Genomic DNA, 19,747 nt, shown 5'->3' on the forward strand with positions numbered 1-19,747 from the left:
ATATTCATTTTTATAATTATGAAAGATATCAAAAACGACTAAACGGCCTCAGCCCTATAGAATATAGAGTTGAAGCCGCTTAGAGTGTTTTATTATTTCAGCTGTCTACTTGACGGGGTTCAGTTCACTTTAGGTGTCAGCTTTTTTTATGGAGAAAAAAATGGGAGGGTTCCTTGAACATATGTATAATAAAGCTATTAACGGATAAGGGAGAGATGATCAATGAACGTAGCTCTACTCAGTAAATGGCATGTACACGCAAACGATTATGCACGTGAAGCGAACGAAAATGAATCCATCTCCATCAAAATGGTCTGGGATGAAGATCCAAAACGGGGAGCAGAATGGGCCCATGAATTACAGGTCCCATTTGAACCGAATCTTGAACAGGTCTTATCGAACCCGGAAATCGACGGAGTGATTGTTACAACGACCACCAACCGTCATAAGGACGTCATCATCGCTGCCGCTAACCACGGAAAACATATCTTTACAGAAAAAGTGCTGGCTTTCACAGTAGAAGAATGCGAAGAAATTTACCGAGCTGTCGAAGAGAATCAAGTACACTTAATGGTCAATCTTCCAAGACTGACAGAAAGTTTTTATTTATACGCGCAAGAAACCTTGGATAAAGGCTTGCTTGGAGACATTACATACATCAGATGCCGGGTTGCGCATAATGGATCGGTTCCATCCGCAGAACATCCAAAGGGCTGGCTGCCGGAACATTTTTATCATAAAGAAGAGTGCGGAGGCGGTGCGCTAATCGACCTCGGTGCTCATCCAATCTACTTAACCAACCGTTTAGGCGGAAAAGTTAAAGCGGTTACCGGGAAGCTGAACGAGTTCTATCAGCTTGGTGTAGATGACAATGCCGTTGTGATGGTCGAGTATGAGTCAGGTGCGATGGGGATGATCGAAACCGGTTTTCTATCTTTCGGAAGCCCGCAGCAGCTGGAGCTCTATGGCACAGAAGGAACACTCATGATTGAAGGCGAGAATGTACGGATTAAAAGCAAGCACCTAAACGCCGGTGAGTGGATAACGCCAGAAAAACTGCCAGAACCCATTCATTCTGCGATGGAACAATGGAGAGAAGCGATCCAAAAAGGGAAAAAGCCTTCCATCACAAAAGAAGATGTACTAAACTTAACAGCGATCAACCAAGCTGCAGCGGCATCAAACAAAGAAGGACGGCGAATACTGCTGTCTCAGCTAGGAATTGAGCAGAACGTGTAAATTTATGAAAAAGGGCTTGGAAAAGCTCTTTTTTCTTTTGCTTAATTAACATAGAGGTTTATGAAGGTGAGAGGTTTCGACCGAACAAGATAGGGGAAAAAGTCGAATGGAAGGAGTCTGTCTGAATATAGCGAACTGAATATGTGTTGAACAAGGTTGTTAAATTCGCAGGCGTTTATGAAAAAAGGAGGAACATCGAAATGGAATCTAAGTTTGTATATGTCACATATATTGGCGCATCACCCGAACAAGTATGGGAGGCGTTGACTGAAGGGGACATCACCGAAAAATACTTCTTTGGCACTAGAATCGAATCGAACTGGGAAGAGGGTTCAAGTGTGACCTATTCACGTAACGGAGAGGTAACAGATGAGGGCAGTGTTTTAAACTATGATCCCTCGCACGAACTCTCATTTACGTGGACAAATAAAAGTGATGATACACCCCGTGAGAGCCCAACCGTAGTTACCTTTAAACTGCAGCATATGGATTCAACCGTTAAGCTGACCCTAATCCATGACAACCTCGTAAAGTCAGATATTGTTGAAAAAGAAGGAACATTCGAAGGCTTCAACAACGGATGGCCGGCAATCTTGAGTAACATGAAAACCTATCTTGAAACAGGGAAGACACTGCCGGCTTTGAGTTAGTGTGGAGGTAAAGTTAAGGGTGTTTGTAGAAAGCTGTTTGTCGACTGATGTCGACTCGTGGTTATTTTAAATTTTACGTGGGATTTCACACGACTTTCGTGGGATAAATAGTGTTTTTCGTGGTATTTTCAAATTTAAGCAAGGAATTCATTTCTGAGGCTTCAGATTGTCCACCCCCCACACCCAATGGTCCACTATGTTTATCCCAAATTAACGCATTATAAAAAGTTAACGGCCATCTCTATGATTCATAGAGTTCTGGCCGTTTTTTATAAAATCTCAACCGTATTTAGGGTAATCCTTCATGAACCCCATTTCTCATACAGCTCTTTAATCTCTTCGCCATGGGTCACCCCATATTCGGATGGGGTTTCCAGCACAAAAGGAACATCTTTCATCACTTCAGAAAGTATGAGTTTTGAAAATTGTTCCTCTGCAATATGACCGTTATGGAAGATGTTCGCATGACGGTCTTTTCCTTCACCGGAAGCATACCTTGAGTTATTGAGATGGACAGCCGTCAAATGTTCAAAGTAGCCTAACTCCGTACCTTTCTCCTCGAAATCATTCCAGTTGTCTCCATTCCACAAACCGCTTGCAAACGCATGGCATGTATCCAAACAAAAACCGATTTTTTCAGGACGCTCACATAAATTCCGAATTTGGACGAGTTCTTCAAATGTCGTACCCATCGAACCTGGTCGTCCCGCATTATTCTCTAATAAAATTTTACATTCCCCGTCCCAATCCATAAGGACGGTATTCAACATATGGATCATCAGTTGATAACTGGCAAGGGCGTCTTCACCAGGAATCGGACTCCCGAAATGCACAACAACACCGAGAGACCCGCAAGCATCCGCAATATCTAAATCATTCTGTAAAGACTGAATCGTGATCTCTTTTTTGTCGGGAGAGGGAGTGAGGCTTGTTGGGTAGGGAGTATGTGCGATCGATACTAGATCGTTTTCCTTACAAAACGATCGACAGCTCGCTGCATCTCCTTTATTAAAATCTTTTACAGACAAACTGCGGGGATTCTTAGGAAAGTACTGATAAGCGCGGGCACCTAAAGACAAGGCATGCCTTGCCGCTCCATTATATCCGTTTCTAATACTCACATGACAACCGAATCGCATGATGATCCCTTCCTCCGTCCATAAACTCTCTAACGTTAAAGTTTCCGAATCCTGTAGTTGGTATTCTTCACACTCCGATGGTCGAAGTTTTAATAAAAAGGAGAAGGGAATATTGAAATAAACCAACGTAAAGGAGGTGGATATCATGTCTGTTTATGATCAAATCAGCTCTTGCTGCAGCAGGATCGAGAAAGCAGACACAAAAGAAGACGTACTCCGTGAAGTAGATAAGCTGGATCAATACGCCTCTTATCTAAGCGCTGAAAAAGCACATAAACTTCATATTCATTGTGATAATATCCGCAAACTTAACGTAGATGTGAAAAGTGAAACGGTCAACCAATCTCAATCGATCCGAAATTTATTTTCTTAGTATAACGGAGGACAAGGCTGCCAGCAGGTGGTCTTGTTTTTGCTGGCTCACATATTTTTATAGGCATGTGGAACAATGTAATCAAATACGAGAGTTTTTAAGGGGTTGAGCAGAATGGAACATAAATCAGATCAGAAAGACATGAATGATGAATTTTTACCGATGACAAGTGTTGCGAATAATACGGGTGACGAGGTTGCACCAGGTGTTTATGTATTAACGACCAAGATTGTAAACGTTTATTTCATCCAGTGCTCGGAAGAACCTACTACATATTTTTTAGTTGATGCCGGAATGCCGAAAACAGGAGATATGATTACCGAATGGGCGGAAAAATGGTTCGATGGGCCGCCAAAAGCCATTCTTTTAACCCACGGGCACTTCGATCATGTTGGAGCATTAAACGAGCTTGCCGAGAAGTGGGGAGTACCGGTGTATGCCCATCATAAAGAAATCCCCTTTTTAAATGGAGAACAAGATTATCCAAAACCAGACCCTTCTGCAGATGGGGGATTGGTCACGAAGCTGTCTCCGATGTTCCCGAACCACGGAATCGATTTGGGTAACCAGGTACAACCACTGCCCGTTGACGCCTCCATTCCGGGACTTGCTGGCTGGAAGTGGATCCATACACCAGGTCACACCCCGGGACATGTTTCATTCTTTAGAAAAAGTGACAAGGTGCTAGTCGCAGGAGATGCATTTATTACCGTCGAACAAGAATCGCTGTATAAAGTGTTAACGCAGAAACAAGAATTGAACGGTCCGCCTAAATATTTCACGACGGATTGGGAACAGGCGAAGGAATCGGTTCAGACTTTAGCTGCTCTTCAGCCATCCGTTGCGGCAACAGGACACGGAGTTCCCATGATTGGGTCACAGCTTAGAGAGGACTTGAATCGGCTCGCTGAAAATTTTGATGAATGGGCAAAACCGTCACATGGTAAGTATGTAGACAAATAAAAGGAAAATCCCTCGTGGTTTTATACATGAGGGATTTTTTTATCATTCATATCGAGTTTCCTGCAGAGCAGCTTGAGTCTCATGAAGGTGACGCAAATATTCCTTGGCATGCAGAAGCTGCTTCTTCTCATCATCTGTTGTTCCTTCACCAGCAGCATGAAGAGATAGCTGAGCAGTTTCAAGCCAGATTTTAGCGGTCTGAAAACAATTCGGTGTAGAGTTCGCCTGTGCCTCAATCATCGCTTCATCCGCTCGCTTTACATGGTCTAATACTTCTTGGATCTTGGGATTCAAGTTTTGCTCCATAGGGCTTACTTCTCCTTTTTTTGTAAAATGGTCTTATCGAACCTGCAGATGAATAAAATGAAGACATGCTGAGTTGTCCAACTTATTCTGGAGGTTGCTGATGCTGCTTATTATAAAATACGTCTTATTAGGGATATCACTCGCTGCTCCAATCGGTCCAGTCAACGCGGCTCAAATGGACCGCGGGATCAAATATGGATTCTGGCAGGCATGGATGGTCGGACTGGGAGCAACGATCGCTGATGGAATATACATGCTTATGGTGTATATGGGGCTCGTTCGTTATATCGATACACCGTTTATGAAATCGTTCCTTTGGCTTTTTGGCTGTTTTATTCTATTATATACCGGCATTGAGACGTTTAAAAAAGCAGCTAAAGAAACGAGCAGTGATAAGAATTACACGATCCATGCAGGTAGAAGTTTTCTTGCTGGATTTCTCATGTCGTTAACAAACCCGCTTACCATCTTATTCTGGTTAGGAATTTATGGTTCTATACTCGCAGAAACAGCTGCTACTTACAGTTTTGAAAGTTTGATGCTATACAGCGGAGCGATATTCGCCGGGATACTAGCCTGGGATTTTACTATGGCCCTGGTCTCGAGCAGTTTTCGAAAACTTTTGGCAGACCGGATCCTGGATGCCATATCGAAGCTTTCCGGATTATCATTGATCGGCTTTGGTTTTTATTTCGGCTATCAAGGCATTACGTTTTTGTTCTTTTAACAACAGCTCAAGATTATGCTGGGGCTGTTTTTTATTTTTTTCAACATGCATATAAGAGAGGTTACGTTAAACAATAATACTTGAGCAGCAGGAGGTATTATTGTGAAGAATTCAAATTGTAATGGGCCGGCACAACCTAAAGTGGGTCAATTAGACGTAAAGAAAATGGCCTGGTGGCAGCTCTCTTTAATAGGGGTCGGATGTACAATCGGAACCGGTTATTTTCTAGGCTCGACAATCGGAATTCAACTGACAGGTCCTTCGATCGTTTTTTCCTTTTTATTCGCGGCGATCGGGACATACATCGTTTTCGAACTTCTCGCTAAGATGACAGCGGCAGATCCTCAAAAAGGGTCCTTCTGTTATTATGCTTCGCAAGCCTTTGGAAGATGGGCGGGGTTTAGCTGTGGATGGAATTATTGGGTGTCGAGTATCTTGATCATGGGCAGTCAGCTCACCGCACTTTCAATTCTTTCGCAGTTCTGGTTCCCGGATATCCCGTTATGGGTCTTTGCTGCAGGTTACGCCATTTTAGCCATCATCGTCGTATTGGCAGGAACAGAGAAGTTTGACCAGATCGAGAATTTTCTCGCTGTGATTAAGGTTGCTGCGATTGTAATGTTCATTATTTTGGCGATCGCAGGGCTTGTTGGACTGGTTGATGGACGGTCTTATAATCTATCCATTCCACAAACCAATGATGGTTACTTTTCGGGAGGACTTAAAGGATTCTGGTCTTCCTTAATTTATGCGTTTTATGCGTTTGGCGGGATTGAAGTAATCGGCATGATGGCCATGCAATTAAGAAAGACAGAAGATGCGGCGAAAGCAGGCACGATTATGCTGTTAATCCTAACGATCATCTATGTGCTCTCTATCGGATTAGCCGTAACGACGGTAGAGTTAGAAGTTTTCAATCATAAAGAAAGTCCCTTCGTAACGGCAATGGAACGTTATCATCTATCTTTTTTTCCACATGTCTTTAATGGAGCGATTATCGTAGCTGGATTCTCTGCCATGGCTGCCGCGTTGTTCGGAGTCACGAACCTGTTGCAATCGTTAGCAGAAGATGGAGATGCTCCTAAGCTTTTTGCGAAAAAAATAAAATTCAAGGAACTGCCTCTTCCTGCAATGGGACTAGGAGCTGCCGGGTTACTGGCAAGTATCATAACCGCGCTGCTCTTGCCTGGAAGGATTTACGAATATATCACGACAGCCGCTGGAATTCTTCTACTATTTAATTGGCTTTTTATTATCTTTTCAGCGATAAAAATTCTACAGCAAAAAGCGATGGCTAAGGTGATTGCCGGAATCGCGATGCTATTAATCTTTGCCGCCGTAACTGGAACATGGTTCGAGCATACGATTCGACCGGGACTTTATGTAAGTTTAGTAATTGCAGCCATAATTGGCGCAGTCGCCATCATCATTCAGAGAAAACATGTAAAATCACAGTGAAAACTGTCACTTCTGTACACAAGGTGTGCTTTAGATGGCGGTTTTTTTCATTTTTGCTGGTTTAAAAATGGAGCTCAAGATCGGTTTGAGCGAAAAATGAAGATACTGAGCGAAACGAGGGTCAGTTTGAGCGGTACGAGAGCATTTTGAGCGAAGATCGACATTTTTGAGCGTAACTCAAAAATCTTGAGCGAACGTGTAATAAATATAAAAACACGTACCGTAAAAATAAAACCGTAATCTCTACATTTTATGGGAGGACTTCCTGCCTTGAAAATCGAATCTAACTCACACGGCACGTTCAAAGGTAGATCTTCTATGTATGTCTTTAAGCCGATTATAACAACCTTCCAAAATAAAAAAGCAGGTAGAATTGCGCCTGCTTTTAACCAAAACAAACAAAGTTTCTAATTTGGGAATAGCGATACCGCACTCGCTGACGGCGTCCGCCTACCCAGATATATCCGGTCACGCTGTTTCTGCGGATCTCGGTTGGGAAGAACCAAAAATCTCTGCCGAATTGTTCCTGACGACGTAACCCTAACAAGCCCCAATTTCCAAGACAGGCGCAGATTCTAGCTCGAAGTTGAGGCGGCTGGAAACTGGATGTGAAAAACGGCTGTGGAATTTGGGACTGCTGGAATTGTTGTGGCGGCGGTCCAAAAGGTCCATCATCGTCATCGTCCCCGTTTGGACGATCTACATACATAGGCTGCTGATAGGAATCATGGTGTTGATGGTAATAAGGTTGGTTATACACGAACTACACACCTCCTTGTCTTATGACTTTATGATATGGATATGTTGTATACATGGAATGAGTAGCTTGTACGCATGCCTAATTTAATCGGTACTATGAAATCAAGAGAGAGAGATGAACAAAAATGATTAAATACCCCATTTTAAAAAACAACGCAATGATCGGTGTAACCGCACCGTCCTCTGGTGTTCCTCCGCTTTTACATGACATGTTCAAACAGGCGTGTCATCGAATGGTAAAAAGGGGCTATCAAGTAAAAGTGGGAGATACGGTCTGGACACAGCAAAAAGCGAAGTCCGCGCCGGCAAAAGTAAGAGCAGAAGAATTTAATCAGCTGATGGCTGAAGATTCAGTAGGCATCATCATTCCTCCATGGGGCGGAGAACTGCTGATTGAGATCCTAGAGCATGTTGAATTTTCCGCGATAAAAAAGAAGTGGATTCTTGGGTATTCCGATACCAGCGCATTGCTTTTAGCGATTACACTAAATACAGGCATCGCAACAGCGAACGGACCGAACTTCGTTGATCTAAGAGCAGAGCAGTCGGATGAAACAACGGCGATGTGGGAGAACGTACTGTCAACGAAAGAAGGGGAATCTGTCCTTCAATATTCCTCATCTCATTACCAAAAGAAATGGCAACACGAAAACCCGACACCTCAATTATTTCACTTGACTGAAAAAACGGGATGGAAAACGGTATCCGGAAATAAAGAAAAAGTGGAAGGGCGCTTGCTCTCGGGATGTATCGATGTAATCCGGCATTTGGCAGGAACACCTTATGGAGATGTAAAAACGTTCCGCGAACAATTTATTATGAACGACTCCATCTTGTGGAACCTTGAAAACTGTGAGTTGAATACAGCCGATTTAAGAAGATCATTGGTTCAAATGAAACTGGCAGGCTGGTTTGAGGGATGCTCAGGAATCCTGTTCGGCAGAAGTGAGGCTAATGATCCTGTAGGGGATTATACGGTAGAAGATGTGTACCATGACCTAGCGGATGAGCTTGAAGTTCCTATCATTTATGATATAGACTATGGTCATCAGCCGCCGCAAAATACGTACATTAATGGTGCTTATGCAGAAGTCGAAGCGGATGAAACTGGAAAAGGGACGGTTTTGCAATATTTCAGACCGTAAATGGAATCAAATAAAAAAGAGTCAAAACTCAAGGAGAGTTTGACTCTTTTTCCAATCCATGATCAATCACCATTCAACATACCGAATACGCCTTTAGCCAGACTTCCTTCGTCACTGGAGCCGCCTCGGTGTGGAGCAGCAGCGAATACGCGGCTCGCCAATCGGCTGAACGGAAGAGACTGGATCCAGACCGTACCAGGTCCTCGTAAGGTTGCGAAGAATAATCCTTCTCCGCCAAATAAGGCTGTTTTCACGCCTTTAACCATCTCGATGCTGTAATCAACATCCTTTGTCATCGCCACTAAGCAACCCGTATCAACGCGGAGAACTTCGCCAGGAGCCAGTTCTTTCTTATGAATCGTTCCGCCGGCATGAACGAAAGCCATTCCGTCACCTTCTAGTTTCTGCATGATGAAGCCTTCTCCACCAAAGAACCCAGTGCCGATCTTGCGCTGAAACTCAATTCCAACAGAAACGCCCTTAGCCGCAGCTAAAAATGCATCTTTTTGACAGATTACTTTTCCGTCGAGCTCACTCAGGTCCATCGGAATGATTTTACCTGGATAAGGTGAAGCGAAAGAGACGTGTTTCTTCCCATGAGCATCGTTCGTGAACGTCGTCATGAAGAGGCTCTCACCCGTAAGTACACGTTTTCCTGCACTGAACAGCTTGCCCATCAGACCGCTTCCGCCGCCTGAAGATCCATCACCAAAGATCGTCTCCATCTCGATGCCGTCTTCCATCATCATCAGTGCGCCGGCTTCTGCGATCACGGTTTCTTTAGGATCGAGTTCGACCTCAACAAACTGCATGTCATCACCGTAAATTTTATAATCGATTTCATGGTTGTTCATATTCATACCCTCCATTAACGTGCATTTTTTCAGGAAATCTAATTAAAATACGTTGAAGTAAGTGAAATGGTTTCAAATTATTTACTTACTCCTGAATTATTTTTAGTTTCCAAATTCTTTGTGTTTATTTTGAGGAATGGTACAATGGTATGTAGTAATTTTAATACAATGATACTAGGAGTTGAACACTATGGCTTTAACCTTGGAAAAGGAATATATCGATTATTTTACAAATAACAGAGAAGAGTTCCAAGAGTCGTTATTAAATGAAGCCCGAAATGTTCGTGGAAAAATTGAAGAAATTTTATTGATCGGTAATATTGATCTATTATCCAATGCTCATAAACTTGTGATGTACACGATTCAAGGAAAAGACGAGGAACTAGAGAAATTTGCAAAAATAGAAGGTGTTTCGTGGGCATCATATAGCCTGACAATCGCATTTAAACTGGAGTGGGTACAAGCTATCCGCAGAACCATCTGGAAATATCTGCAGGAATTTGATCAAACCAATGAATTTGATGTAGATGCTGAGAGATTTTTTAATATGGAAAGACAGATCAATGACCGCATTGATAAGTTTTTAAATGAATTATTCTTAAGTTATTCAGAGTACAAAGATAAATTGATCGAATCACAAAAAGCGCTTGTTGAACATCTATCTGTTCCAATCATTCCGATTACCACTTCCGTCTGTGTCCTTCCTCTGATCGGCACGGTCGATTCATATAGAACGGACATTATTGAAGAAAAAGTCTTCACGGAAATCAGCAGACTTCGCATCGACACACTCATCATCGATTTTTCAGGTATTGCTGAAATGGAGTCAGAAGTGATCGAACACATGATCAAAGTCATCAAAGGAGCAGACTTGATGGGCTGTGAATGTGTCATCACAGGAATGAGACCTGACATCGTACTAAAAGTGGCGAGCATCGGACTTTCATTTGAGAGTAGAGCGACGACAAAAGCAAATCTTCAGCAAGCATTAGAGGATTATATAGGTAAATAAAACGCAATCATTTCATAAAAGGAACACAAAAAAAACGCAACAGCATTTGTTGCGTTTTTTTTCATGCGATCTAGGGGAAAAGGAACCTTGGTTATTTGCGAAGCAGTTTTCTTAATACCACTTTCTCCAATAAGCCCCATGGCAAAATCGATTTCATGAAAAGACTCATCTTGACGCCTTTTCCAATCGGATAGCGCAGTTTCGGGGTTTTCGGTTGTGCTGCAATTCTCGCAACAAGCTTCGCGACATCAAGCGGATTGCCGTGCCCGGTCTTTCCCGATTCGATCTCATCCAGCAGCCTTTCCATGAAAAAGTAATAAGGCGAGTCACTGTTAACCGCAGTGTTATCGATTGATGACCAAATGTTTGTTTGATAAGAGCCAGGTTCAACCAGCACCACATCAATCCCGAACGGCTTCAATTCTAAGCGAAGACTCTCACTCCATCCTTCAAGGGCGTGCTTAGATACCGTATAAGGAGATAATCCTGGAAAACCAAATTTTCCGGAGATGCTGCTCATGTTGATGATTCTTCCTGTCTGATTTTTTCTCATAAACGGTAGGACGGCTTGAGTGACGGCGATCACACCAAACACGTTCGTCTCAAACTGCAGACGGTATTCCTCTACGGATCGTTCCTCACAAAAACCGCCCAGTGCAAAACCAGCATTGTTCACGAGTACATCCACACGAGGAAACGCTGAAAGAGAGTCGGCAAAAGAACGAACCGATTCTTGGGATGTTACATCTAGTGTCTGCAGCTGGATGAAGTCCGATACCCCTTGTTCTTCAGACAAGCGTAAAAGATTCTCCGCTTTATCCAAACTTCTTACCGTACTTATGACTTTAAAACCGGCTTTCGCAAGTTCAACCGCACAGAGCATACCAAACCCGCTGGAAGTACCGGTCACTATGGCTATTTTTCTCATTGAATCTCCTATTCTTCTTCTACTTTAGGAATCGTTTTTTTCATAATGGTGTCACTATATTACCCTTAAACGTCGATTGTTCGCAAAAAGAAATCATTTATCTATAGAAATCAGAAGGTCTTTTGTTTCGATAGCTACTTACGAACTTCACAAATGAAGCATAAGCACCGACCGCGGTTATCCCATAGACGATTCCCATCACGATGCCCGTCCATAGACTGTGTGGGTGGGTAATAAAAATGGAGATAACTAGACCTATGGCACTAGCGATCATAGGAATTAAAGAAGAGTTCAGAGGAAGTAAGATTTTAAGGATTTCAATAAGCACAATGATAGCAGGTACTGCGATCAATGCATCCCAAAAGTTAGTATGGATGAATGGGAACTCCAAATAAATGCCTCCTTCATTTTACCTCATACGATACTCTATACAATTTGGAGCTAATCTTTCCTGTTATTCACTTTTACACTCACCATCTTTAAATGAGTCACCAGTCCCTAGTTTCTTCCAATATTACAATATGTGATTTATCATACATTTCGCCAAAAATTGTTATTCCCCTGTAACTGCTCTACAATCTCGCTGTCATCTCCACCTGTTAGTATAGGACAGGTCAGATCAAAAAAGGTCGGCGTATTAAAGAAAAAGGGGATGGTAGTTTGAAAAAACTAATAGCAGGTTTAGCGTTAGCAGGTGTTATGGCATTTAATCCAGTGACAGGGCATGCTGCAGTAGGGGATCAGACTCTGGAACCTGGAACCACTCATCAAGATGTACAAGAACTTCAAGAGATTTTAGATAAAAAAGGGTACTTTTCATATAGCAAAACAACTACTTACTATGGCGACTATACAACGGATGCCGTGAAAAAATTCCAAAAAGCGAAAGGGATTACGGTAGACGGAATCGCTGGTGACGAGACGTTTAAAGCATTAGGAGTCGATAAAAAAAGTGAAAGTAACGATTCCGATATCGTGGAAGTAGCGAAAAAATATGAAGGCACTAAATATACGTGGGGAGGAGAAACTGCTGAAGAAGGATTTGACTGCAGTGGATACTTAAATCAAGTGTTTGATGAAGCAGTAAACATCGACCTGCCGCGTACCGTGGATGACATCTATGCAGAAGGAACGAGTGTAGACCAGCCATCTGTTGGTGACATCGTGTTCTTTAACCTAGAAGGCGACGGACCAAGTCACGCAGGTGTTTATGTTGGAAACGGTGAATTCTGGCATGCGTCATCCTCAAACGGCGTAACATCCGATGACATAAACAGCTCTTACTGGAGCGACAAATATATCGGTGCTAAAAGCTACGAATAAAATAATAGACAAATAAGAAACAAGGCTGCTCAATGCGGCCTTGTTTTTTTGTATACGAAAGAATGAGATCTCACACATCAACCCGTAAACACAAAATATAAAGTCCTTCTAACTTATTATTATTTTTTAATAAAAAGAAGAAGAAAGTAAAATATATAAATCAATAAATTAAGATTATTAATATAAAAATTAAATATTTTAATTTTCCTGATTCACTTTTTGGATTTTATTGTATATAATCAAATTAAATAAAAAGAAAGGAATTTGATATGGCCCATCCATTACTTACGAGTTGCCCTGTTTGTACAGAAACACTTAAGATTACCAAGCTTCACTGCTCACATTGCCAGACTACCATCGAGAACGAATTCGAATTATCCCAGTTTGCTTCACTTACGAAAGAACAGCTTCATTTCGTTGAAGTCTTTCTTGTATGCCGAGGCAATATTAAAGAAGTTGAAAAAGAACTTGGAATCTCTTATCCAACTGTTCGAGGCAAGCTGAACGATATTGCATCGGCATTAGGCTTTGAACCAAAAAAGAAGAATGAAACAGACGAGAAGAAGATTGTTTTAATGCTTGAACAGGGTGAGATAACCGCTGACGAAGCACTTAAAATGTTAAAAGACGAATAGGAGGAATGTGAAATGAAAAGCGAAATCCAAAAAGTCTTAACAATGGTTCAAGAAGGTAAGATTGATACTGAAAAGGGTTCCGAATTAATTCAGGTTTTAAACGAAAAGGAACATAGTACAGCCTTGAGACCATTAAACTATGCCCCTCAAAGACCTTCGAGTTACATCGATAAAACGTTAAAGATTCGTGTTAAATCAGCTGAAAGTGACAATGTGAATGTGAACCTTCCCATTAAACTAGTAAAAGTTGTGTTAGCTGCAGGTCACAATATCGCATCCAAGATTCCTCAATCCGCACAATATGTGCAAGATATTAATATTGATCTTATTTTAGAAGCGATTGAAAATGAACTGGATGGTCAGATCGTTGATGTGAAATCAGCAAACGGTGATACCGTTTCAATCGTAATCGAGTAGGGATACTCATATGCTACATGTAAATGTAAAAACAAAAGATATTAAGTTTTCCATACCTGTCCCTTATATTCTTTTAAACATAGGAATTTCGATCTTAACCTCAAAAGTATTAATTCGCCATGCTAATAAATGGTCGAAACCTCATCTAGAAAAGAAAAAGATACCTTTTACGATTCCTTCCATAGATAAAAGAGAACTCAAAACAATTATTAAAGAACTAAAAAACCATAAAGGTCTAGAGCTGGTTAATGTGAAAGCAGAAGACGGTACCGAAGTAATTATTAAGCTTTAACATAACGTTCCATGAATGAAAATAAATACGTAAAATGAAGCGGCCAGACAATAATATCTGGTCTTTTTAGATGTTGTTATAGAAAATAGGAGAAGATAGTCTAACAGGATCATGATTTTTATTCTGAGAAAGAAATGATACCGATATGATGATTTAGTGTTTTCACTTTCCACTTCCTCAATTATCGTTTAAAATTAAAAGCTGCATGATAATCTCTACGAAAGAGGTAAGGTTATGAAACGTATTTCAATGCTATCAAACAAAAATAACAATCAAGAACCGAAATCTGATGAGATCAAGAACCGTGAAAATTGGCTGAAGATCATAATCATTGGAGCATTCGCACTTTTATTATTTTACAAAATCGCAACAGCACCATTTGTTTTCCGTTTTTCAGATTTCATCTCATTGTTCAGCTCGTTATTCGCAGTCGCTGTTACACTGATTTATTTTAACAAGATCAATAAGCTGGAAAAGATGCTTGAATCCTATACAAAAGGCAGACCCGTCCAGCAGGCAGAAATTCAGCTAACAGAAGAAACAGTGGTTGAACCCGACCAAAAGCAACTGGAACTTTTTGATGTAAAAGAAGAAGAAGCTGAAGTCGTTGAAGCGTTAGATGAAACAAAAGAAGAGGAAGAAATCGAAGAAGAAGAGTTGGAAGAAAGCGAGAAAGAAGAAATCTCTGAAGAAATCTTTGAAACGAAACGCATCAAAGAAGAAGAGCTTGCAAAAATTGAGATGGATAAAACACAGATTTATAACGAATTGTTTACCCGCGCTCAATTAAATGAAGAAGAGATGAAATATTTTAATGAAAAGATCAGAGAGAAAGAAACTGAATCATTTAACACAAAGCAAGAACTCAATCAGTTTAAAGAACGCATTCAAAATGTCTTCAAGAAAACACCTCAGTTTTTCCAAAAAAGAGATTCAAGAATTGAGGGAATCGTTCGTTTGCTGAACCCTGTTACATTGAGAAATGCCTCTTTAGAAGATCTCAATCAGCGATTAGATGGCGTCATTGATGTCATTCCGACTGAGACACTCGAATCATTAGTGAGAGACGGTTTCCTGGATTCTCATTATCACTTAACACGTTCAGGTTATCGTGAATTCGTAACGGTCAGCAAAACATTTCAATAAATAACCTTAAACCTCCTTCTTAATAAAAGAAGGAGGTTTTGTTTTGGGGGCGAAGATTGAAGTAACAGAACAAAGAAAAATACGCTTAAGGCGGTGCCTATATGAATGATCTTCAATTAATTGAAACATACAAGAATGACCTTCCCAATTATTCTGTTGAGCAGCTCAGACATATACCTGAAACTGGAGTTTGGTCGCTATGTCAAATGTACAACCATGTAATAGTTGTAGCTAATGAATACCTAGATCAGGTCGATTCTTGTGCTTCGGTAACCGAAGAGCAAAATCTCGGAAAAACGGAATTTGGTGAGAGGTTATTTCAAAATGGTGGATTCCCGCCTATTAAAATACGTTTACCTGGTGAGATGAACGCTCCACCTAGTAATAAAGAAACTGGTGAAGAACTCATGCGGAGACTCGAGCAAGTCATGGAAAGAATGCAAGATTGGGAAAGAAAAGTAGATGCTATAAACCCATACTACAAAATAAAACATGGTGGCTTTGGATGGCTTAACGCACGTGAATGGTACGACTTAATCGGGATGCACTTTCGTCATCACCTGAGACAGAAAAGTGAGCTCGAGCGAAGAGTTTTAGTTAAATGAAGGATGTGACTGAAATTCCTAGAGGCGTAAGGTGAGCTTCTTAACACCGAATAAAAAAAGAGGTATGACCCCAAGTTTCTATAGTTTGGAGTCATCCTCTTATTTATTATCGAGCGAAAAGATGATTGCCGATCGTCGTAACAGATTGTCTAGTGAAGATCCACGAGTTCGTCGCAAGTTCTGGGTTGTAATAATACACGGAACCGTATGTAGGATCCCAACCTTGTAACGCATCAATTACAGCACGGTACGCATATCGATTTGGGCTTAGATGATATTGTCCATCATGAACAGCGGTAAATGCATTGGTTTGGTGAATCACATCCCCCACATTGTTTGGAAAGTCTGTATCATCCAAACGGTTCAAAATAACGGCCGCCACTGCCACTTTTCCTATGTAGGACTCGCCTCTCGCTTCGCCGTGAACCACTCTTGCCATTTTTTCGACTTCATTCATCATTAAAAAGGTTGCTGGCCCAGCGACACCATCTGAAGAAAGATTAGACTTATACTGAAAATCCATAACAGCCCTCTCGGTGATCGGACCATAATAACCGGTCACGGGTCCATAAAAGAATCCCATGTTTTTTAAACGTTGCTGGAGTTCTGAAACCTCATATCCTTGACTGCCTGACTGTAACAGCCCATGAGCTTGTACATTCGATGGTACGAAGAGTGCTGCAGTTAAAACAAAAACAAGCATTACTTTTCTTATAAATTTTTTCATAATTGGCTCCTTTCTCCACTTTTTTCTATATATTATCAGTTTGGAAAAGGAAGGGCATGAAGCACTTGTTCTATTTTTGTATGATTTTATTTCTACATACAAAGTATGAAGTTATGACAAATTATTGTACTATTCTACTATATTTGCTAAATAAAGGTTTTTAATTGGAATAAAGAGGGTAAACAAGATGATTGATCGATAGAAAATAAACATGAGTAAATTGCTTTCAAAGGGAAATAGTAACAATGAATCAAACCTTAGGAGGCAATGACGTTGGAAAACACTAATGATTTTGTAGAAAAATTGCATGATGATCAACAGAAGCAAGAGAAAAACAAACAAAAGGGTAAAGGTAATCCTGGACATAAATTGCCGAACAAGCAACATAGCACAAATAAGTAATTTTTAAGTATGATCCACAGTGTGACATAACGTGCACTGTGGTTTTTTAGTCGTTCAGCATTCCCCGCAGCATTTAGAGATATTCGGGCAGAAACCTGGATTCTCTCTGCACATTTGTTTCGCAAACCCCGGATGCATCTGCCGAAGTTGATTGAAATAACAAACAATCTTATGGTTTAGTCTTACGCTGCGGTTCTCAAATTTCAAACGGAACTCCTCTCCGTGAGGCAGGTTCATAAGAGGTTCTTTTCGAAATAACATGGGCGTTATATGATTCGTTACTGTGTCGTTTACATTTATGATTCGGTTGCTATTCTTGACTTCCTTATAAAAACTTTTAACAAACGCTGTGTTGCCGATCGGTAAACTAGCAAAGGTGTAAAGGATCGGATTATTAAATGGTGTATTTACAGCGGCGTCTAATGTGAAAAGTGTAGCTAGACAAGCACCAAGACTATGACCCGTGACCAGAAGCTTTTTCCTAGGAGAGGTTCTCATCAGGACGGTCAGAATAATACTTCGGGATGCTGAGTAGAGGCGTGTGATTCCTCGATGGGTTTTACCGCAGTCTTTCACAAAAGGAAACGTAACTTGAGAGATATTTAAGTAGGAGGTTACGTTTTTTACAGTTGAAGTGCCGCGAAAGACGATAACAACGTGATCCTCAGATTCTGCGATAAAGCCGAAGATCTCACCAGAAGAAGAAGGGATGGGGCACTTTAGGGAGTATCCTTTTGGAAGGATGAATGATTTTCCAGCACTTAATTGATAAGCCTGATGACACATGACAGCCAAGAACATAGCTAGATGTCCATCATACGGATATATTTCCTTATCGCTACCCATAGGCCACCACTCCCTTCAGAATACTAGATGTAATAGTATATGAGAGAGAATCTGGCACGGTATAGACGGATATGATAGATATTCATATATTTATAAGATGAAACTGAACATGGTTGTAATAAAAAAAACACGCCTCCGACCATAGTCGTTAGCGTGTTTTCATGTTTAGAAGGAAGATTCTTCGACTTCTTGTTGTTTTAAAAGCAGAAAAGAAATGGCAACACCGATGATCACGAGAAACAGCATTACACCATAGATCACATGAATCCCTGATGCTAAGATCTCTTGGAGCTGAACCAGCTTTTCGGTCGGAAGGTTTCCATGATCAAAGGATGCGTTCAAGTTCAGGTCGCCTTGACCGGCTTTTTTCGCTTTTGAAAGTGTAATAATATTGAAGATCGTTCCGAATACGGCTGAACCCAGTGTCTGGCTGAACGTGTTGGTAAAGGAGTTGGATGCCACAGCCACACCTCTTTTACGAGATGAAACAGAGGACTGGATGATCAGCATAAAGACCGGCATCATCAACCCCATCCCAAGCCCGAGCACACCGGATGCGACATAAATCAAAAACTCAGGTGAATGTGCGTTTAATGAGAAAAAGATTGCCGAAGCTGTCGCCACTACGATTAATCCGAGTGTGATGATCCAGTTTTCTTTTATCTTGCCAACGAGGTTTCCGACGATCAGCGAACCAAGCGTCCAGAACACCGGCATAGGCATGAGGATGAAACCTGCTTGTGTGGCCGTTTTCCCCATAACTCCCTGACTCCAGATCGGTAGATAAATCGTGATACAGATAATAATCGCACCAACGATTAGTGTTAACGTGTTCACGATAAGGACACTTCGATTTTTAAATAAAGTAAGCGGAATGAGTGGTTCCGGCGATTTTAATTCGATCCTTACAAAAATTAAAAACGTAATGAATGCGAAGATGAACAGCCCGATAATCGTCGGAGTCATCCATTCCTGTGTCTGGCTTCCTGTTAAGAGAGCATACAGGAAAGCGATTGTCGCGAGGGAAAATGTTACAGCCCCTTTATAATCAATGTAAGGTTTTCCTTTTGTCAGATCTTCTTTATAGCTCACAACAAGCATGAAGAACGCAACAAGACCGAACGGAATGTTTAATAAAAAGATATAGCGCCACGAAAGAGTATCCACTAAAAGACCACCCATCAGTGGTCCTAGAACTCCAGCTACTCCCCATACGGCAGAGATCCAGCCTTGCGCTTTCGCTCGATCCTTCGCTTCTGAATAAAGATCACCGATGATTGTCATTGTAATCGGCATAACAGCTCCGGCACCTAAACCTTGAATCGCACGAAAGAAAATAAGCTGTTCCATCGACATGGCGATACCACAAAGGGCAGATCCGACTAAAAAAAGCACGATGCCGGATAAGATAACTTTTTTTCGGCCGAAAAGATCGGCGAGTTTCCCATAGATCGGTGTTGATACCGCAGTAGCGAGCATGTATACCGCATACACCCAGCTTACGAGCTCAATTCCTGACAGATCACTCGTGATCCGTGGTATAGCTGTACTGACAATCGTTCCTTCCATCGCCGCAAGAACTGTTACGAGCAGAAGCGCGGTCATAATTTGTTTTTTCATATAAAACCTCCTCAACAAAAAGGCAACCATCTATAAAGTGAATAAAATGATCAATTTTTAAATTAGTCTTAAAAGTGGAGACATCCTTGTGAGAATTCTTTATACTTAAACAAAACTAATTTAGGGGACGTGTCCACATGAAAAGAAAGTCTTTAGAGTACCGAGAATATGTCGCGAAGCT

General features: G+C 41.2%; 25 protein-coding genes. 16 read left to right on the forward strand and 9 right to left on the reverse strand.

The genetic code is table 11. From position 1 onward, the window contains the following. Positions 1-2 precede the first annotated feature (2 nt). From M3206_RS19245 to M3206_RS18065, 3 genes are all read left to right on the forward strand, one after another. Complete coding sequence (locus M3206_RS19245) at positions 3-83, forward strand: IS3 family transposase (protein ID WP_425590749.1); 81 nt, start codon at positions 3-5, stop codon at positions 81-83. 139 nt (positions 84-222) lie between these two features. Then, entirely contained in the window at positions 223-1,239 is a 1,017-nt protein-coding gene (locus M3206_RS18060) for a Gfo/Idh/MocA family protein (protein WP_251313912.1), read from the forward strand. A gap of 200 nt (positions 1,240-1,439) precedes the next feature. Then, positions 1,440-1,889 carry an SRPBCC family protein gene (locus M3206_RS18065; protein WP_251313913.1) on the forward strand — a complete coding sequence of 150 codons (450 nt, stop codon included), beginning with the start codon at positions 1,440-1,442 and terminating at the stop codon, positions 1,887-1,889. A gap of 302 nt (positions 1,890-2,191) precedes the next feature. On the opposite strand, the gene M3206_RS18070 is transcribed toward M3206_RS18065, so the two are convergent. Beyond that, complete coding sequence (locus M3206_RS18070) at positions 2,192-3,028, reverse strand: deoxyribonuclease IV (RefSeq protein ID WP_251313914.1); 837 nt, start codon at positions 3,026-3,028, stop codon at positions 2,192-2,194. A 145-nt stretch (positions 3,029-3,173) separates the two neighbouring features. Between M3206_RS18070 and M3206_RS18075 the strand changes: the two genes are divergently transcribed. Both M3206_RS18075 and M3206_RS18080 read left to right on the forward strand, forming a co-directional pair. After that, positions 3,174-3,401, forward strand: a complete 228-nt coding sequence (locus M3206_RS18075; protein ID WP_251313915.1) for a hypothetical protein — start codon at positions 3,174-3,176, stop codon at positions 3,399-3,401. A 114-nt stretch (positions 3,402-3,515) separates the two neighbouring features. Then, complete coding sequence (locus M3206_RS18080) at positions 3,516-4,364, forward strand: MBL fold metallo-hydrolase (protein WP_251313916.1); 849 nt, start codon at positions 3,516-3,518, stop codon at positions 4,362-4,364. A 42-nt stretch (positions 4,365-4,406) separates the two neighbouring features. On the opposite strand, the gene M3206_RS18085 is transcribed toward M3206_RS18080, so the two are convergent. Continuing rightward, positions 4,407-4,670: a hypothetical protein gene (locus tag M3206_RS18085; protein WP_251313917.1), complete on the reverse strand. Its 264-nt coding sequence runs from the start codon at positions 4,668-4,670 to the stop codon at positions 4,407-4,409. Positions 4,671-4,770: 100 nt separating this feature from the next. On the opposite strand from M3206_RS18085, the gene M3206_RS18090 reads away from it, so the two are divergent. Continuing rightward, positions 4,771-5,397 carry a LysE family transporter gene (locus M3206_RS18090; RefSeq protein WP_251313918.1) on the forward strand — a complete coding sequence of 209 codons (627 nt, stop codon included), beginning with the start codon at positions 4,771-4,773 and terminating at the stop codon, positions 5,395-5,397. Between the two features lie 165 nt (positions 5,398-5,562). Further along, on the forward strand, positions 5,563-6,855 hold the full coding sequence (locus M3206_RS18095; RefSeq protein WP_251313934.1) for an amino acid permease: 1,293 nt from the start codon (positions 5,563-5,565) through the stop codon (positions 6,853-6,855). Between the two features lie 385 nt (positions 6,856-7,240). Here M3206_RS18095 and M3206_RS18100 read toward each other — a convergent pair whose 3' ends face one another. Next, positions 7,241-7,564: a hypothetical protein gene (locus tag M3206_RS18100; RefSeq protein ID WP_251313935.1), complete on the reverse strand. Its 324-nt coding sequence runs from the start codon at positions 7,562-7,564 to the stop codon at positions 7,241-7,243. A 175-nt stretch (positions 7,565-7,739) separates the two neighbouring features. On the opposite strand from M3206_RS18100, the gene M3206_RS18105 reads away from it, so the two are divergent. Then, positions 7,740-8,759, forward strand: a complete 1,020-nt coding sequence (locus M3206_RS18105) for a S66 family peptidase (RefSeq protein ID WP_251313919.1) — start codon at positions 7,740-7,742, stop codon at positions 8,757-8,759. A gap of 62 nt (positions 8,760-8,821) precedes the next feature. On the opposite strand, the gene M3206_RS18110 is transcribed toward M3206_RS18105, so the two are convergent. Beyond that, the gene (locus M3206_RS18110) at positions 8,822-9,613 is read right to left on the reverse strand and encodes a TIGR00266 family protein (protein ID WP_251313920.1); all 792 of its coding nucleotides are present in this window, start codon (positions 9,611-9,613) and stop codon (positions 8,822-8,824) included. A gap of 190 nt (positions 9,614-9,803) precedes the next feature. Here M3206_RS18110 and M3206_RS18115 point away from each other — a divergent pair, with 190 nt between their 5' ends. Continuing rightward, on the forward strand, positions 9,804-10,625 hold the full coding sequence (locus M3206_RS18115) for an STAS domain-containing protein (protein ID WP_251313921.1): 822 nt from the start codon (positions 9,804-9,806) through the stop codon (positions 10,623-10,625). A gap of 91 nt (positions 10,626-10,716) precedes the next feature. Here M3206_RS18115 and M3206_RS18120 read toward each other — a convergent pair whose 3' ends face one another. Together M3206_RS18120 and M3206_RS18125 are read right to left on the reverse strand one after the other, a co-directional pair. Next, positions 10,717-11,553 (reverse strand): oxidoreductase, encoded by an 837-nt coding sequence (locus tag M3206_RS18120; protein WP_251313922.1) that lies wholly within the window; start codon positions 11,551-11,553, stop codon positions 10,717-10,719. A 97-nt stretch (positions 11,554-11,650) separates the two neighbouring features. Next, positions 11,651-11,944 carry a hypothetical protein gene (locus M3206_RS18125; RefSeq protein ID WP_251313923.1) on the reverse strand — a complete coding sequence of 98 codons (294 nt, stop codon included), beginning with the start codon at positions 11,942-11,944 and terminating at the stop codon, positions 11,651-11,653. A gap of 269 nt (positions 11,945-12,213) precedes the next feature. Between M3206_RS18125 and M3206_RS18130 the strand changes: the two genes are divergently transcribed. The 6 genes from M3206_RS18130 (at position 12,214) to M3206_RS18155 (ending at position 15,971) form a co-directional block, all read left to right on the forward strand. Further along, complete coding sequence (locus M3206_RS18130; RefSeq protein WP_251313924.1) at positions 12,214-12,876, forward strand: C40 family peptidase; 663 nt, start codon at positions 12,214-12,216, stop codon at positions 12,874-12,876. Between the two features lie 269 nt (positions 12,877-13,145). Next, a complete protein-coding gene (locus tag M3206_RS18135; protein ID WP_251313925.1) occupies positions 13,146-13,511 on the forward strand; it encodes a DUF2089 domain-containing protein in 366 nt (121 codons plus the stop codon). A 12-nt stretch (positions 13,512-13,523) separates the two neighbouring features. After that, complete coding sequence (locus M3206_RS18140) at positions 13,524-13,928, forward strand: SHOCT-like domain-containing protein (protein WP_251313926.1); 405 nt, start codon at positions 13,524-13,526, stop codon at positions 13,926-13,928. A 10-nt stretch (positions 13,929-13,938) separates the two neighbouring features. Beyond that, positions 13,939-14,220, forward strand: coding sequence for a hypothetical protein (locus tag M3206_RS18145; RefSeq protein WP_251313927.1), 282 nt, complete (start codon positions 13,939-13,941; stop codon positions 14,218-14,220). Between the two features lie 234 nt (positions 14,221-14,454). Next, complete coding sequence (locus M3206_RS18150; protein WP_251313928.1) at positions 14,455-15,366, forward strand: hypothetical protein; 912 nt, start codon at positions 14,455-14,457, stop codon at positions 15,364-15,366. A gap of 101 nt (positions 15,367-15,467) precedes the next feature. After that, on the forward strand, positions 15,468-15,971 hold the full coding sequence (locus tag M3206_RS18155) for a DinB family protein (protein WP_251313929.1): 504 nt from the start codon (positions 15,468-15,470) through the stop codon (positions 15,969-15,971). Positions 15,972-16,077: 106 nt separating this feature from the next. On the opposite strand, the gene M3206_RS18160 is transcribed toward M3206_RS18155, so the two are convergent. Then, a complete protein-coding gene (locus M3206_RS18160; RefSeq protein WP_251313930.1) occupies positions 16,078-16,698 on the reverse strand; it encodes a cell wall hydrolase in 621 nt (206 codons plus the stop codon). 273 nt (positions 16,699-16,971) lie between these two features. Between M3206_RS18160 and M3206_RS18165 the strand changes: the two genes are divergently transcribed. After that, positions 16,972-17,100, forward strand: coding sequence for a DUF4023 family protein (locus M3206_RS18165; RefSeq protein WP_251313931.1), 129 nt, complete (start codon positions 16,972-16,974; stop codon positions 17,098-17,100). A gap of 54 nt (positions 17,101-17,154) precedes the next feature. Here M3206_RS18165 and M3206_RS18170 read toward each other — a convergent pair whose 3' ends face one another. Beyond that, a complete protein-coding gene (locus tag M3206_RS18170) occupies positions 17,155-17,946 on the reverse strand; it encodes a lipase family protein (RefSeq protein ID WP_251313932.1) in 792 nt (263 codons plus the stop codon). A gap of 165 nt (positions 17,947-18,111) precedes the next feature. After that, a complete protein-coding gene (locus tag M3206_RS18175) occupies positions 18,112-19,566 on the reverse strand; it encodes an MDR family MFS transporter (protein WP_251313933.1) in 1,455 nt (484 codons plus the stop codon). Positions 19,567-19,747: the final 181 nt, after the last annotated feature.

The sequence above is a fragment of the Fictibacillus phosphorivorans genome (genome assembly GCF_023715845.1).
Taxonomy (GTDB): Bacteria; Bacillota; Bacilli; order Bacillales; family Fictibacillaceae; genus Fictibacillus; species Fictibacillus phosphorivorans_D.